The organism is Paenibacillus anseongensis, from assembly GCF_009757995.1.
Classification (GTDB): domain Bacteria; phylum Bacillota; class Bacilli; order Paenibacillales; family NBRC-103111; genus Paenibacillus_E; species Paenibacillus_E chondroitinus.
The window spans coordinates 888,161-902,173 of the sequence record NZ_WSEM01000008.1; the positions used below are offsets into that span (position 1 = coordinate 888,161).

Here is a 14,013-nt window from a genome sequence, read left to right on the forward strand (position 1 = left end):
GGCGACCTTTCGACCCTAAAACGGATCGGGGTTAAACTGCTTCACAAACGCCTGCAGCACGAGATGCGCCCGCTTCCATTGCAGCGCCATCGACCCTACAATCCCGTAATTATCTAGCAATTCCTCTCGGTTAACAGAACCAAATAATCGTTCTTGCAAAATCGCGTGCAAGGCGGATGCCCATACGTCAACGGCGCCTTCTTCGGCTTTCAGCAAGTCTGAATAGATGGCTGTTCCATAGGCATAGGCCAAAAATTCCTGCCAAGTTTGTTTGGCAAAATAAACAAAATCCGGCTGGCTTATTTCACTAATATCCCCGACTCTGCGAATCATATCACGAATTTGGGATGGAAAATCCTCCGGGCACAGCGGTGTCTCCTCGATCTGGACGGCAATCCTGTTCCCGTTTTTGGGAAACTCAATGAATCCTTGCTCCCCCATTTGCTTAAGCGCCTGCAGCGCCTTGAACTGGATATGCGGGTGCCGCGGCTTTTCGCTAAGCCATTCTTTGATAGCCGAGCCTATGCCGGGTTGATCGATAAAACCCAATTGTTCAAGACTGCTTACTTGCTGCTCCAAATTACCTTCTTTGAGCAAGTCCAGCAGCTTCAAGGCATATGCCCCATCATCTGACGACTTCTCATGTATGTATTGCCTTAATAAATCCTCTTCTTCCTCTAAATCCTCTTCCGATGGACTCGGCATAGGGAATAGCTCTTCTGGAAACATGGTTTGCAGCCAAATCCGCAATGCTTCCCACTGCTCGATCTTATCCGATTGCGCAGCTGGAAATTGAAGCAGAAATGTCAGCAGTTGAAGAGCATCGCTATACTGTTCGTTTTTTAGAAACCTGGTAAGTTCCTCTTCGTAATATTGCTCTGTTTTCGGGAAAAGAATAACGTTATTCATCGACAACTCGGTTATGTGGATCACCTCAGAAATCTTGGTCTGCTGGTGACAGTTTACTTGATTGTTCGGGTGATTGCAAAATAATTTTAAAACAAGTGTTGACTTCTCTTAAAAAGATATGATAATATAACTCTTGCTTCGCCAAACAGCTACACGCTGCTAGGTAAGAAGAGGTCCATGTCTCAGTAGCTCAGCTGGATAGAGCACACGCCTTCTAAGCGTGCGGTCGGGGGTTCGAATCCCTCCTGGGACGTATTGCAAGGAGAAAAGATCGCGAGAATTCGCGGTCTTTTTTTTGTTAGAGGGGTAAGCGAAGCTTCCCCCTCTATTTGTATGCAGCAATCCACTCAATGAAATTTGCTGCTATCTCTCTCTTGGCGCTCTTAACAAGCTAAACTACGGAGGAGAAGATAAATCCTCCAACGGTACTTTACGAAGAGAACTACAGGGCGCTATTTCATCGAAATATGCCCTTTTTCGCCGGAGAGGAGCTGTGGGCCTTTATTTGTCCGTTTTCTTAAAGAAAACGGGATGAGGCGGTCAAATAAGGCCCTGTAGTTCCGCTGAACGCTCATATAGGCTGAATTTGCTAGAATAGTGGCCCGTAGTTCCTCTAAATAGAAAAAGCCGCCAACCTTAGGTTGCGGCTTCTTGAAGCATTATTTTAAAATACAAATCCGTTCCTACATTCCTACACAGAAGGCCGATTCGGCTGATGATGGCCAGGCTCAGTTGAATCCAAATTAGACTGCACGCGTGAAGATTGCTTCGAATGATCGATCGTGCTTTGCGCTTTTTGTTTCATACTTTTTTTGCCCATGATGAATTCCCTCCTAGTAAGGTGAGCCCGTAGAGTGATCTCTACAGGCTCTTGTTAATGCCATTAGACTTTAGTGCTTCTTGTGAGGCAAGTTACTGCCTGGCTGACCGTCACCTTGTGTCCTGAAATTCTTCGCGGCTTTCCTCTGCTTGTCGTGCAGCTTGCTAATGAAATGACTATCCATGAGCATTCGCCTCCTGAAGAAAGAATGGCACTACCCCTTTAGAATGTCACGCAAGGTCAAGATTTAAACGCATGGCTAAATTTAGAAGAGCGCCTCTAGCTTCTGCATCTGTTTTGACTCTTTCATAAAGTTCCTCGAAATTACTGCGATTGGCAATGAATTCAGGCTCTGTTTTAATGGCGATTTGTGTCCAATTAATCAGCAAATTCTCCGCTTGTGTCAGTTCATTATAGGCACGGTGCAGGCCAACACGTTCAATGATATCTTCCAGTTCAGCCTGTCCGACTTCTTGGCCCGCCTCTTTCAAATCGGCAATCCGTTTATCCGCTTGATTACTAATTTGCAAAAAATGCTCTCTGGAGGCTAGATAATCGATTTGTGCTTTGGAATGTTTCTTTTTCATGGCCATCACCTTTACTGTTTAGTAATAATAATTCATTAATAATAACAGGCTTGGATTTAAAACACAAAATCTATCCGATGACATTTCTCGCTATTCTTGGACAGACATTATATATTCCCAATTTGCATACCCTTTATCATCATGCTCTCTTCATAAAGAAAGGAAGGAACGTCTATGTGCGGAATAACGGGTTGGATAGATTGGCGGAAAGACTTGACCGGGTACCCGTCCATTCTAGAAAATATGACGGAAACGCTCCATTTGCGTGGACCGGATGCTTCTGGCACCTGGATCTCACAGCACTGTGCCCTGGGCCATCGACGTCTTAGTGTAATGGATCCGGAAAACGGCGCTCAGCCCATGATCCGGAAACAAGGAGACTACACCTATACGATCGTATATAATGGCGAACTTTACAATGCCCCCGAGCTGAAGAAAGAGCTCGAACTGCGCGGACATCATTTTCGAACAACCTGCGATACCGAGGTGCTGCTTGTTGCCTTCATTGAATGGGGGCGGGCTTGTGTAGACCGTCTGAATGGTATCTTCGCCTTCGCAGCATGGAACGACCAGGAGCAATCCCTCTTTTTGGTCAGAGACCGGCTTGGCGTAAAGCCGCTTTTTTATTCTCATCAGAACAGCGTCCTTCTATTCGGTTCTGAGCCAAAAGCCATCCTCGCTCACCCTGACTTTCAGGCGGAAGTCGGCGCAGAAGGGTTGGCCGAGATCTTCGCAGTGGGTCCTGCGCGCACTCCGGGACATGGCATTTATCGCAATATGTCGGAGCTGAAACCGGGACAATGCGCTATTTTTGACCGCAATGGCCTATCCATCAGAACGTACTGGAAGCTGGAAAGCCAACCTCATCCGGATGATGTGGCAGCGACGGCGCTCCAGGTTCAACAACTGCTAAGCGACACCGCCCAGCGGCAGCTCGTCTCCGACGTACCGATTTGTACGTTGCTATCCGGAGGGCTTGACTCCAGCGCACTGACCTCACTTGCCGCGGAGCATTACAAAGAAAGCGGTAAAGGCGCTTTGCACACTTTTTCAGTCGATTACAAAGATAATGATAAGCACTTCAAAGCCAATCTCTTTCAACCAAACTCGGATGCACCTTGGATTAAGCGGATGACAGAGCATCTTGGTACCGAGCACCATTATATTGAGTTCGATACGCCTGAACTAGTGGAATCCCTGAAAACAGCCGTTTTTGCCCGGGATACGCCGGGAATGGCCGATGTTGACGGATCCCTTTATTTGTTTTGCCGGGAAATTAAAAAGGAAGCTACGGTCGCCATTTCGGGCGAAGCTGCGGATGAGATCTTTGGCGGATATCCTTGGTTTCACAACGAAGAAGCCCTCTCTGCCAATACGTTCCCTTGGTCATTGAAATTGCCTAACCGGGTCGATCTGCTGGCACCTGACTTAGTTGACTGGATTAAGCCAGTTGAATACGTCAGCAATCGCTATCAGCAGGCCTTAAGCGAAGTACCGCGGCTAGCGGGAGAAACGCAGCAGCAAAACCGGATGCGGGAAATGTCCTACCTCAACATCACCCGTTTCATGCCGACACTTCTCGACCGCAAAGACCGCATGAGCATGGCTGTCGGACTTGAGGTACGTGTTCCGTTCTGCGATCACCGACTTGTTGAGTATGTGTGGAATATTCCCTGGGAAATCAAAACATCCGGAGACCGAGAAAAAGGCATTTTACGAAAAGCACTCAAAGGCGTTCTGCCTGATGATGTCTTAACCCGCAAGAAAAGCCCGTATCCAAAGACACACAACCCTAATTATTTAACGGCTGTTCGCAAATGGGTGTTGGAAATTTTGGATGACCCCGGCTCACCGCTGCTGCCCTTCATTGATGTAAAAAAAATACGGGCACTCGCCAGCTCCGACACGAACGACTTCGATCTCCCATGGTTCGGCCAGTTGATGACGGGACCTCAGCTGTTCGCGTATTTGGCACAAGTGGATATGTGGTTGCGAAACTATAAAATATCAATTCGTTAATAGAAAAAGGCCTGCTGTCCACTGTTGATGTGGGAGCAGGTCTTTTCATTAGGATTCATTTTGATCAGGAAGCCTATCCAGGAATAATCGCAAAGCTTTAGCGCGGTGACTAATTTCATTCTTCTCTTCCACCGTCAGCTCCGCCATGGTTCTTCCCAGAGAAGGAATATAAAACAGCGGATCGTAGCCGAAGCCACTCTCGCCGCGTTGTTCCGCTATAATGTAACCCGGGCAAGAATCCTCGGCCTCAATGGTTTCATTCGCTACCGGATCAATAAGCGCAAGGGCACAAACAAACGCTGCCTCACTTAAAAACTTCGGATGTCCTGCTTCCTCAGGCAACCCATCAGCCGGCGCGGACTCGCTCAAAGCTTGGAGCAGTTTGTGATTGTTGGCTGCATCCGTTGCGTTTTCTCCGGCATATCTAGCCGAGTAAACACCAGGATCACCGCCGAGCGCCTTCACGCACAAGCCTGAGTCGTCTGCAAGGACGGGAACATGAAGATGCGCCGAAATAATCTGTGCTTTGATCCGCGCATTCTCTGCAAACGTCTTGCCGCTTTCGACGATTTCCGGAAGATCCGTATAATCTGCCAAGCTGCGGACCTTGTACCCTTTTGGGCCAAAAAGACTTTCAAACTCCTTGACTTTCCCCTCATTGCGGGTTGCAATCACAACAATATTACTTCGTAGCCGCATGTTGTACACCCCGAATACGATCCGCTATAGGGCCTAGCACTTTAGACTGCTCTTCAATCATCGTATGAATCCCTGATTCTGCAAGCGCAAGCAGCTCATCCAATTCCTTGCGTGAAAACGGAGAGTCCTCGCCCGTTCCTTGGATTTCTACAAATTGGCCTTGCCCCGTCATGACAACGTTCATATCCACCTTAGCCTGCGAATCCTCTTCATAGTTAAGATCCAGACGCGGTGTTTGGCCGATAACGCCAACAGAAACAGAAGCTAAAAAGTCGTTAATCGGAAACTTCGCCAAATTTTTATCCGTTGCCAGCTTGTTGATTGCGAACGCCATCGCTACGAATGCACCGGTAATCGAAGTGGTCCGAGTACCTCCGTCAGCTTGGATAACATCACAGTCCAGGGTGATGGATCTTTCGCCCAAAGCTTCCAAGTTAACGACGGAACGCAGCGCCCTGCCGATCAAACGCTGAATCTCCATCGTCCGTCCGCCAAGCTTGCCTTTGGCCGCCTCACGCTGATTTCTAACTTGCGTGGCGCGAGGGAGCATGGAATACTCCGCGGTCACCCAACCTTTGCCCTGTCCTTTCATAAAAGGCGGGACACGCTCTTCAACCGTTGCTGTGCAAATCACTTTCGTATCCCCGACCTCAATGAGCACCGAGCCTTCCGCATGTTTTATATAATGAGGGGTTATTTTCATAGGGCGCAATTCTTCATTTGTTCTTCCGCCAATTCGCATAAATCGTGTTCTCCTCCTGTCGCTTCCAAGGGAAGCTGAATACTCTTGCCCCATTGTAACAAAGTAGCCGGAGAAAAGCACCCTCATCAAGAACAATGATACCCGGCTGATCAAAAGGATGAGAAAACCTCTATGCAAGATTCCTTGCATAGAGGTCTATGAAGCGACGCAAGCTGTTTAGGACTTGGTCGAATTAATATGAGCAGGTCTCGCTACTGGCTTCGTATAGTTCTGAGTACTATCCGAAGATGTAAATTTCACAGCGCCATCCACTTTAATTTGAACTTGCTTAAAGCCTGTGTTCTCCGTCAAGGAAAGAATAACGGACTTCAGAGCATCTTCAGGCGCTTTCTGATCAGAGCCAAGCAGTTTATTCGAGAAGTCAACCGTAATCAAAGCGTCCGCCGGGCTAATGCTCTTCACTTCCGTTGCGGCGTTCAGAACGCTAGCCAGCCCTTTCTTCTGATCAGGCCCTTTGATCAGCTGATCTACAACGGCTTTAGCTACATTATCCGTTCTTTTGACGAGCCTTGTTACAGGTACATAATATTTGTAGTTTTGATCGTTTTGATTAAGGAAGTAAAGCGTAACCGGTGTGGATTGCCCGAATTCCGCGTCTTCTGCTTTCTCAAGGTTAATCCCCATCGAACGCGCCAGCGGAGTATCAAGCGGCGTCTTGCCTTTTGGCATCTCTTTGAGATCCTTACCTTCAACACGGAGTTGTACTTTTTCTACCGTTGGGAAATTCGTCAGATTCCAAGTGATTGCTTCTAATATTTTTCTTTCGTTTTGCTGATCATACGTGAGGAACTCTTTTGAAAAATCGACAATGGCGCGTTTATCTGAAGTTACATTTAAGGAGATGACTTTCGTCCCTTTTGGCAGCAAGGCCTGAAAGCCAGATGGGAGTAAACTGGAGACCGGACCGCCATCCACCATGTACTCCAGCGTCGTTTTCGCAACCGACACCGATTTCGGTAATCCCAGACTCAGCGGAGCGACGAAGCCTTTGGCATCCTTCACATACACCGTCATTTGGGATGAATTATCGTCGATCATATCGATCGTGACCGCAGCTGATGTCGTCTGAACGTCTGCTTCCGCACCCGTGGTCGGAGGTGCATCAATGTCAGCTTTCTTCCCAGTGCCCAGGACCGAACATCCTGTGGTCAGCAAGGCAATCACCCCCGCGATAGCGGCTGAACGAATCCAATGTTGATGTTTCATTTGCTTATTTCCTCCTTCGAGTTTTCGCAGAAGCCTCTTCTGAAGCGTCTGCCGCTTATTTACTTTTCGGCATGGCCTGTACATTGCTTTTTCGTATTATTATGTATACGGGGATTTGTCCGATTTATAACTACTTTTTGTCCACATGCTCAAAAAAGCAGTCCCGAAAAGCCTCCACCCTTTTTCTGCCCAGTCCATGCCTTTTCGGCATCTTAACGCGATATGCTATACTTGTAAAAATAGACAGATTTGATCTAACTGGAGGCGCACAGATGAGAACATTCCTCAAAGATAAAACGCTCATTTTCAACGAATTCCGGGATGAAGTATTCAGTCACTATCCGCAAGCCGTCATTGAAGAGGCTGTTGCCCGCCTGCTTGTGGAAATCAAAGGCATCAAAAAAATCCCTTACGAGACGATCACCACGACTTTATTAGGGGTTTTAAGCAAAACAGAAACTTACAATGTCATGACCACACTCATGGAGCTGCAAAAAAAGGTCAAACATGACTCCGAGCTGTTAGCGAGTATGAAAGACCCTGCCTACAACGTACATCGAACCATTGCCATGTCAATCTGTGGCTTGTATGGCAGCGGGGCAGCCTCCCTATTCGGTTTCATGGATTGTAAATTCCGTTTTTTCTTTCCGACCAAACGCCCTAAATCGTTTATTTCAAAAGGCATTTGCGCAATTGTCGCTTCTACGGCAAGTGTCATCATTTCCGAGAATGTAAAAGTCGATTATTCGCAGCGCAATCTCGCTCTGCTCGCTGAGAGAGGTGTCCAGCTAGAAGACATGGTGGAAATTCTGGATCAGCTTCAGCGTCCCTACAATCCCGACATGGAGCGCAGCCTATGCGAAGAGCATATTGTCGCTGTACTGCGCAAACAGCAGACCTTCCATGCGCTGCAGTTGGCGATTAAGATAGACACCGCCGTCGAAGCCGGCGAATTCAATCCGCAATATAATCATATTGTCGGGCAAGACGAAGGACTTTTCGGAGTAGATGAAAGTATCGCAACCGCTGTGCCTCTGATGTATGGAACAATTGCACTTACGAATTTTGGCTATTTGGACAAAGAGAAAATCGGGATCATTAAAGATTTGGACAGCGATCATTCCGAGGGGAAATGCAATACGTTTATTGACGATATGGTTTGCGGCATTGTGGCTGCTGCCTGCGGTCGGTTAGCGCATAATAATATTCCTACTTATAGTAAGCCTTTGAAGTAGGGGTGGCGCGGATGGCCGCGTGATGCGAATTCGCGGAATCGCCGAGGAGATGAAGACCGAGACTGACGCGCGGCGCGAGCTAGCGGAGATACCGAGGAGATGAAGGCGGATAGCTGTTTGAGCGAACGTGGAGTAGGATAAGGGAACCAGAGGGCGCTATTTACGGGAAATGAGCGATTTATGGATTTTAGCGGAACTGCAGGGCACTATTTGATCTCAAATCGCCAAATTTCAGCTAAAATCGGAAAAATAGCGGACCATAGTTCTCTCCAACTCGCGTAAAGCCGCCGCCAATGACAAAAAAAGCACATCAACATCCGCTCAACATGAGGATGTGATGTGCTTTTATTCATTTAGCGGTGATAGCTACGTAGCGCACCAGCTCCGCGGCAGGGTTGACCTGCTGTACGCGGCCCTCCGCTTCCAGCAAGATGAGGTGAGCGATCGTCTCCGACAACGCGAACCTCATCTGGTGCACGCTGAGCCGGTCGCCGAAGGTCGCGCGGCACACCTCATAAGCGCTAAGCGGCGCGCTTAGCTGACCCTCCATGAGCGCAAGCCGCTCATGATGATGGCGCACTAGCTCCTCGGTGCGTGCGCCAAAGCCGGACCAAGGCTCCCGGTGCCCCGGGTAAGCCATTTTGACCGGCAGCCTGCCGATCTCCTGCAGGCTGCGCAAGTACTCGCCGAGCGGGTTCTCTTCCACCTGCGGGAGGAAGGAAACGTTCGGCGATATTTGCGGCAGGACGTGGTCGCCGCAAAAGATCACCTCCGCCTCGGCATCGTAGAAGACCAGGTGACCCGCGGCATGGCCGGGGGTCTCCATAGCTTCGTACACGCGGTCCCCGAGGCGCACGGGGCCTTCACGCAGCAGCGTAACCTGCGGCTGCGGTGAAACCAAATCGACGAAGCTCACCATGTGCTTCGTCATCTCCGCGAGCCCGGCTTCCGGGAAGCCATGCCGGGCAAAAAGCTCCAGCAGCCGCGCCGACATCGGCTGCTCCGGCCCCCACAGGAGCTGCACTTGCGCGTAACCGGTCTCCGAGAGGAGAACCGGCGCGCCCGTGCGCTCCTGGAACCAACCCGCCATCCCGTAGTGGTCGGGATGGTGGTGGGTGAGCACGATCTGCTCGACGTGCTCAAAGTCGATCCCGCGCTCCTGCAGCACCTGCAGCCAGAGCGCTTCCGCATCCGGGGTATGCAGCCCCGGATCCATGACCGTGTACCCTTTGCTGCCGCGAATCAGGTAGGCATTCACCCATCGAAGTGGAAAAGGCAGCGGCACCTTCACTTGAGTAATTTCATCTGTATGTTCGGTTACGATGTTCATTTGCGAGTCGTCATCCTTCCTTATGCCCTACAAAAATCATCCGGCACGATGCATCAGCCTCATACGGATGACCGTCATAACTGCCGTATACATGATCTATATGTAAACCTGCTTTTTGCAGCATCGCCTCAAACGCCACTCGGTCGTACAACTTCACCTGTTCCAAATACTTCCGCTCCGGAGATCCCTCCTGCGATATCACAATTCGCTTGCGCACGCAGCCATCTTCAATAGCTCTCGTTTCGAGAATTTGAATGTCTCCCTCCATCCGCTGTGATTGCGGGACGAGATGAGTTTGAACATAAATCGGATTCAGGAAATCGATAATAAAACGACCGCCCTCTTTTAGAAGACGATGCATCTCATAAAACACCTTGGCATTCTGATCTTCCTCATCAAAATAGCCAAATGAAGTAAATAAATTCACAACTGCATCAAACTGACGCCCCAAGGGAACTTCCCGCATATCACCGCGCACCCATGTCACACGCTTCTGCTTATCCAATTCTGCCGCTTCCGTCAAAAGCACTTCAGACAAATCAACACCCGTGATTTCATAACCAAAATCAGCCAGTGCCAAGGAATGACGCCCCATCCCACAGCACAAATCCAACACCTCGGCCCCTTGCTCCAGGTCAAGCCAATCCATCATTTTTTTCACTTCATGATAAGCGCCTTGCATATCCCGATGCTTATATACTAATAAATAATCATTTCCAAAGCTTTCCTGATACCAAGCCATTTTATCACCTGCAATTTCTATTTATAATCGTTAGAAGTTTTAAAAAGAGTCCAATTTCTGCTGTACCCGGCGCAAGCTTTCTGCGGCTTCTTCCGTACTAAAGTTACCTGCTTCAAGCAACTTTTCTTCGGTATTCAGCAGTGTTTTATAAAAAGCAACACCTTCTCGCAGGAACTCCGATTGGTCCGGATGGTCCTCCATATAATGAAACAGCACGTCCTCCGCCTTCGCATAGTCGCCTTGTTTTTCATAATGGGCAAAAAGCAACCTCTTCATATCCTCCGGAACCATCCAGGCCTTGAGCCGATCCAAACTGGTTTGTATGCGAGCAGCCACTTCTACATTCTCATCATCCTTGGGACTAACTTCGGGAGAAAGAGACAAGTGCAGCAGTAAATCGAGAGATTTTACATAGGCATGGTACGCCTCGTCCATTTGTTCATGCTGCTTCAGCAGATCTCCGTGACCGACGAACATATCTCCAATGACCATCGCTTTCGCCGTATCCAAATTTCCATGATAGGAGAGCAGCTCCAGGATATCCTTGCTTGATAAAGCCATTAACGAACGAACATTGAGCCCGAGTAAATGCCGGCTGGCTTCGTCCAACAGCTGCTGGGCATCTGCCAGTGGAATATGTTCCTTATTAAAAAGAATGCGATGCAGGACCTGAGTCATCTGCTCAATCTGCCGCATAAAATAATCACGTTTGAACATAAGAAACCCTCCTGTGCCCAAATGATATACCTCGTTTCAGCTTACCACGCCTCGGATAGAAACTCAAAAGCGGAAGTCGCCTATTTTTGCATATACACCGCACCATTGGCAGCAGCCCTTCATAAACTAATTTTGACTGTATCCCTAAACCTTGTATTTCCCAATACCCGAGCAAGGAGGGGTGACACACATCCATGGCCAGCGACCACAAAAACAAATTTCTACTTACGAACCGCGAACGCGAAGTATTCGAACTATTAGTGCAGGACAAAACGACGAAAGATATCGCACAGCAGCTTTTTATCAGTGAAAAAACTGTGAGAAATCATATCTCCAATGTCATGCAAAAGCTGAACGTAAAGGGTCGTTCACAAGCGGTTGTAGAACTGATCAAGCTTGGGGAATTAAAGATCTGATTCCGTCAGCAAACGGATCCATGTAAGCCTTCGATGCCTCCTATTGGAGGATTCGAGGGCTTTTATGTTGTTCGCGCGCGCGTTAAAAAGTGAACGTTTTGTTAACCCAACATTTCGACAGTAAATGATCCTTAGCATGTACTATAGTAGTAACTAACAAGTACATTACACCTTTAGGGGGCTATTTCAATCCATGATCGAAATGATTACCGAGCAAAAAAATGTGTTTTCCTTGTCAGAACTCCTGAATGTGGAACCAGGCATTCTGTTTCGACTCTGCCAGTATATTGAGTCAAGGGGCCATCATTTCACGAAATCAGAAGAAGGCGCCTTCCAATTCAATGATAATGATATTGCTGTGATTTTAGCCCATTATTAATGGGCTTTTTTGTTGCCTTGCAAACCACAGTTCCCACGCAAAAAAAAGAAGCCCCATGCAGGGCTCCTTCTTCTCTCTTTTTCTAACCTCTTCCCTATTCTCCCACTGGTCCCTCTCCATCACTTTATCGTGATAGAAGTTACAACCTTATTCGCGCCTTTCAGCTGAATAAGCCGTCCTTCCTTAAATAACGCCAAATTGCCCGCAATATTCACACTGGAAGCAACTTGATACACGGTCGTCTGATCCTTGCCATTAATCGATTGCACGATAGAAATCGTGGCAAGCTCTCCTTGCGCATTAAGAGTCGTTCCTTTCAATTTCCCTTGCAGATCAAACGGCAAATTCTCGTCAACGCTTTTCGTTACTTCAATGTAAATGACTTTATTGTCAGAGGTGCGGATATCGACCTCGTCGCCTACTTTAAGGTCAATGGCTCTAACCTTCACGCCGCCACGATAGACGATGACATCCGGATGCAAAGTAAAAGCAGTTGTAACTCCCGATTTCGTGAGCTTCAGCTCGCTATTGGTAACAACAGCGCTAACGGTGCCGTTATTTGTGATAGGCTGCACCATTTTGGTCACTTCTATATAAATGACTTTGTTCTCGGAGGTGCGAACGTTGACTTCATCCCCAATTTTCAGCTCGGATAGTGCCACTTTCAAGCCATTGCGATACACAACGACATCCGGATGCAGCTTTATTTCAAAATTCACATTGTCTTTCTTGAGCTTTAGTACGTTGTTACTCACCGCTGCCGTGATCGTTCCGCTATTCGTAATTGCTTGTGCCGTTTGTGTTACTTCAATAAAAATAACTTTATTGTCCGAGGTCCGAACGTTCACCTCATCGCCGACCAACAGAGCGGTAGTCGCAACTTTGACGCCATTTCGATAAATAACGATGTCTGGATGCAGCGTATAGTTGGTTGTAACACCTGATTTGGTAAGCTTAAGGACATTGTTATTCACAACGGCTGTAACGGTACCGCTGCTGGATATCGGAACAACTGATTTGGTCACTTCAACATAGATGACTTTGTTATCCGAGGTGCGAATGTTAACTTCATCCCCGATTTTCAGCTCATAAGGACTCACTTTCACACCATTGCGGTAGGCCACAATATCCGGATGGAACTGCAAAGATGAGGTAACGCCCGATTTGGTAAGGGTCAATGTATTGTTGGCAACCGCTGCACTAACGGTTCCGCTGTTGATGATGGTTTGCACCGGTTTAGTTACTTCAATATATATAATTTGATTATTAAAAGTCCGCACACTCACTTCGTCTCCAGCCTGCAAAGTCGAAGGACTGATTTTCACTCCATTTTTGTAAATGTAAACGTCCGGATGCAAGGCATAGGTTGATGTCGTACCTGAGGTTGTCAATACTAAGGCGTTCCCGTTAACAACACTTTTTACAGTTCCTGTCAGTGTGTTATTTCCTTGATCAGGCAATTGACCACCTGTACGGTCAAGCAATGCAGCAAGCTGAGCCCGAGTAACCGGCTGATTCGGTCTGAACGTATTATCCTCGAAACCATCAACCAGGCCTTTTTCAATGGCCACAGCGATATAACCTACAGAACCTGCAGGAATCTGCTTCGCATCTTTGAACGGTAGGGTCGTGTTCATTTTTGCTTTGGCCTGAGCGTCCAGCTTCAGAGCTTTGACCAAAAGCGTCGTCGCCCATAACCGATCGCCTTCTTTTTGAGGCTGCACGGAGTCGTCATTTTCGGAAAACAGGTCATTTTCCAGTGCAACAGCTACATACCCTACCGCCCAGGCCGGAATTTGATTGGCATCTTTGAAATTGAGATGTGTGCTCATTTTCGCTGAAGATTCTGCTTGGCTGCGAAGCCCCATAAGTCGGACGGCTGCTGTTATCGCTTCAATACGTGAAACCGTGTTTTGCGGTTTAAAGGTACCATCCTCATACCCCTCAAATACACGCATGGATGCTAGACTCGCGATATAGCGTATGGCCCATTCCGCAGTTTTCAAATCGTTAAAAGTGAGGTGGATTTCGACCTTTCCGTCATCTTTCCGATTGCCGCTGCCGTTGCCATTGTCTTTAGCTAGAACAGCTGTGCTGCTCCCCATGATTGTTACGAAAGCAAGGCCAATCGCAATTACTTTTTTGAGCATCAAGCTTTACTCACACTCCTTCACCTTAGATAACCACACGT

Annotated in this window: 15 protein-coding genes and 1 tRNA gene; 5 read left to right on the forward strand and 11 right to left on the reverse strand. The window is 48.0% G+C overall.

The features are described from left to right. Positions 1–15: 15 nt before the first annotated feature. A complete protein-coding gene (locus GON05_RS11590; RefSeq protein WP_157319240.1) occupies positions 16–909 on the reverse strand; it encodes a hypothetical protein in 894 nt (297 codons plus the stop codon). Positions 910–1,088: 179 nt separating this feature from the next. Here GON05_RS11590 and GON05_RS11595 point away from each other — a divergent pair. After that, positions 1,089–1,162: transfer RNA gene (locus tag GON05_RS11595), tRNA-Arg, on the forward strand. Between the two features lie 438 nt (positions 1,163–1,600). Here the strand turns inward: GON05_RS11595 and GON05_RS39705 are convergent. From GON05_RS39705 to GON05_RS11605, 3 genes are all read right to left on the reverse strand, one after another. After that, positions 1,601–1,729, reverse strand: a complete 129-nt coding sequence (locus GON05_RS39705) for a hypothetical protein (protein WP_258567559.1) — start codon at positions 1,727–1,729, stop codon at positions 1,601–1,603. Positions 1,730–1,799: 70 nt separating this feature from the next. After that, positions 1,800–1,913 (reverse strand): DUF4023 family protein, encoded by a 114-nt coding sequence (locus GON05_RS11600; RefSeq protein WP_082562468.1) that lies wholly within the window; start codon positions 1,911–1,913, stop codon positions 1,800–1,802. Positions 1,914–1,959: 46 nt separating this feature from the next. Then, positions 1,960–2,316 carry a hypothetical protein gene (locus tag GON05_RS11605; RefSeq protein WP_157319241.1) on the reverse strand — a complete coding sequence of 119 codons (357 nt, stop codon included), beginning with the start codon at positions 2,314–2,316 and terminating at the stop codon, positions 1,960–1,962. Between the two features lie 174 nt (positions 2,317–2,490). Here GON05_RS11605 and asnB point away from each other — a divergent pair, with 174 nt between their 5' ends. Then, positions 2,491–4,335, forward strand: a complete 1,845-nt coding sequence (gene asnB, locus GON05_RS11610; RefSeq protein WP_157319242.1) for an asparagine synthase (glutamine-hydrolyzing) — start codon at positions 2,491–2,493, stop codon at positions 4,333–4,335. 48 nt (positions 4,336–4,383) lie between these two features. Here asnB and GON05_RS11615 read toward each other — a convergent pair whose 3' ends face one another. From GON05_RS11615 to GON05_RS11625, 3 genes are all read right to left on the reverse strand, one after another. Next, the gene (locus GON05_RS11615) at positions 4,384–5,034 is read right to left on the reverse strand and encodes an XTP/dITP diphosphatase (protein ID WP_157319243.1); all 651 of its coding nucleotides are present in this window, start codon (positions 5,032–5,034) and stop codon (positions 4,384–4,386) included. Further along, the gene (gene rph, locus GON05_RS11620; protein ID WP_157319244.1) at positions 5,018–5,776 is read right to left on the reverse strand and encodes a ribonuclease PH; all 759 of its coding nucleotides are present in this window, start codon (positions 5,774–5,776) and stop codon (positions 5,018–5,020) included. The genes GON05_RS11615 and rph overlap by 17 nt, the downstream gene beginning before the upstream one ends. A gap of 177 nt (positions 5,777–5,953) precedes the next feature. Beyond that, positions 5,954–7,003, reverse strand: a complete 1,050-nt coding sequence (locus tag GON05_RS11625) for a GerMN domain-containing protein (RefSeq protein WP_157319245.1) — start codon at positions 7,001–7,003, stop codon at positions 5,954–5,956. A 272-nt stretch (positions 7,004–7,275) separates the two neighbouring features. Between GON05_RS11625 and GON05_RS11630 the strand changes: the two genes are divergently transcribed. Further along, positions 7,276–8,238, forward strand: a complete 963-nt coding sequence (locus GON05_RS11630) for a phosphatidylglycerophosphatase A family protein (protein ID WP_157319246.1) — start codon at positions 7,276–7,278, stop codon at positions 8,236–8,238. Between the two features lie 349 nt (positions 8,239–8,587). Here GON05_RS11630 and GON05_RS11635 read toward each other — a convergent pair whose 3' ends face one another. Genes GON05_RS11635 through GON05_RS11645 form a run of 3 tightly spaced genes read right to left on the reverse strand, consistent with a single transcriptional unit; the run spans position 8,588 to position 11,027 of the window. Continuing rightward, positions 8,588–9,568, reverse strand: coding sequence for an MBL fold metallo-hydrolase (locus GON05_RS11635; RefSeq protein ID WP_157319247.1), 981 nt, complete (start codon positions 9,566–9,568; stop codon positions 8,588–8,590). Between the two features lie 10 nt (positions 9,569–9,578). Beyond that, positions 9,579–10,310 (reverse strand): class I SAM-dependent methyltransferase, encoded by a 732-nt coding sequence (locus GON05_RS11640; RefSeq protein WP_157319248.1) that lies wholly within the window; start codon positions 10,308–10,310, stop codon positions 9,579–9,581. A 39-nt stretch (positions 10,311–10,349) separates the two neighbouring features. After that, positions 10,350–11,027: a DUF6483 family protein gene (locus GON05_RS11645; protein ID WP_157319249.1), complete on the reverse strand. Its 678-nt coding sequence runs from the start codon at positions 11,025–11,027 to the stop codon at positions 10,350–10,352. A gap of 194 nt (positions 11,028–11,221) precedes the next feature. Between GON05_RS11645 and GON05_RS11650 the strand changes: the two genes are divergently transcribed. Continuing rightward, positions 11,222–11,443 carry a helix-turn-helix domain-containing protein gene (locus GON05_RS11650; RefSeq protein ID WP_145661635.1) on the forward strand — a complete coding sequence of 74 codons (222 nt, stop codon included), beginning with the start codon at positions 11,222–11,224 and terminating at the stop codon, positions 11,441–11,443. 193 nt (positions 11,444–11,636) lie between these two features. Continuing rightward, on the forward strand, positions 11,637–11,822 hold the full coding sequence (locus tag GON05_RS11655; RefSeq protein ID WP_127455261.1) for a hypothetical protein: 186 nt from the start codon (positions 11,637–11,639) through the stop codon (positions 11,820–11,822). 119 nt (positions 11,823–11,941) lie between these two features. Here the strand turns inward: GON05_RS11655 and GON05_RS11660 are convergent, their stop codons facing one another. Continuing rightward, positions 11,942–13,972, reverse strand: coding sequence for an S-layer homology domain-containing protein (locus GON05_RS11660; RefSeq protein WP_157319250.1), 2,031 nt, complete (start codon positions 13,970–13,972; stop codon positions 11,942–11,944). Between the last annotated feature and the right edge of the window lie 41 nt (positions 13,973–14,013).

Coding starts and splice junctions, on each gene's coding strand:
- GON05_RS11590 (WP_157319240.1), bottom strand. CDS start 909: ATGAATAACGTTATTCTTTTCCCGAAAACAGAGCAATATTACGAAGAG.
- GON05_RS39705 (WP_258567559.1), bottom strand. CDS start 1,729: ATGGGCAAAAAAAGTATGAAACAAAAAGCGCAAAGCACGATCGATCAT.
- GON05_RS11600 (WP_082562468.1), bottom strand. CDS start 1,913: ATGGATAGTCATTTCATTAGCAAGCTGCACGACAAGCAGAGGAAAGCC.
- GON05_RS11605 (WP_157319241.1), bottom strand. CDS start 2,316: ATGAAAAAGAAACATTCCAAAGCACAAATCGATTATCTAGCCTCCAGA.
- asnB (WP_157319242.1), top strand. CDS start 2,491: ATGTGCGGAATAACGGGTTGGATAGATTGGCGGAAAGACTTGACCGGG.
- GON05_RS11615 (WP_157319243.1), bottom strand. CDS start 5,034: ATGCGGCTACGAAGTAATATTGTTGTGATTGCAACCCGCAATGAGGGG.
- rph (WP_157319244.1), bottom strand. CDS start 5,776: ATGCGAATTGGCGGAAGAACAAATGAAGAATTGCGCCCTATGAAAATA.
- GON05_RS11625 (WP_157319245.1), bottom strand. CDS start 7,003: ATGAAACATCAACATTGGATTCGTTCAGCCGCTATCGCGGGGGTGATT.
- GON05_RS11630 (WP_157319246.1), top strand. CDS start 7,276: ATGAGAACATTCCTCAAAGATAAAACGCTCATTTTCAACGAATTCCGG.
- GON05_RS11635 (WP_157319247.1), bottom strand. CDS start 9,568: ATGAACATCGTAACCGAACATACAGATGAAATTACTCAAGTGAAGGTG.
- GON05_RS11640 (WP_157319248.1), bottom strand. CDS start 10,310: ATGGCTTGGTATCAGGAAAGCTTTGGAAATGATTATTTATTAGTATAT.
- GON05_RS11645 (WP_157319249.1), bottom strand. CDS start 11,027: ATGTTCAAACGTGATTATTTTATGCGGCAGATTGAGCAGATGACTCAG.
- GON05_RS11650 (WP_145661635.1), top strand. CDS start 11,222: ATGGCCAGCGACCACAAAAACAAATTTCTACTTACGAACCGCGAACGC.
- GON05_RS11655 (WP_127455261.1), top strand. CDS start 11,637: ATGATCGAAATGATTACCGAGCAAAAAAATGTGTTTTCCTTGTCAGAA.
- GON05_RS11660 (WP_157319250.1), bottom strand. CDS start 13,972: ATGCTCAAAAAAGTAATTGCGATTGGCCTTGCTTTCGTAACAATCATG.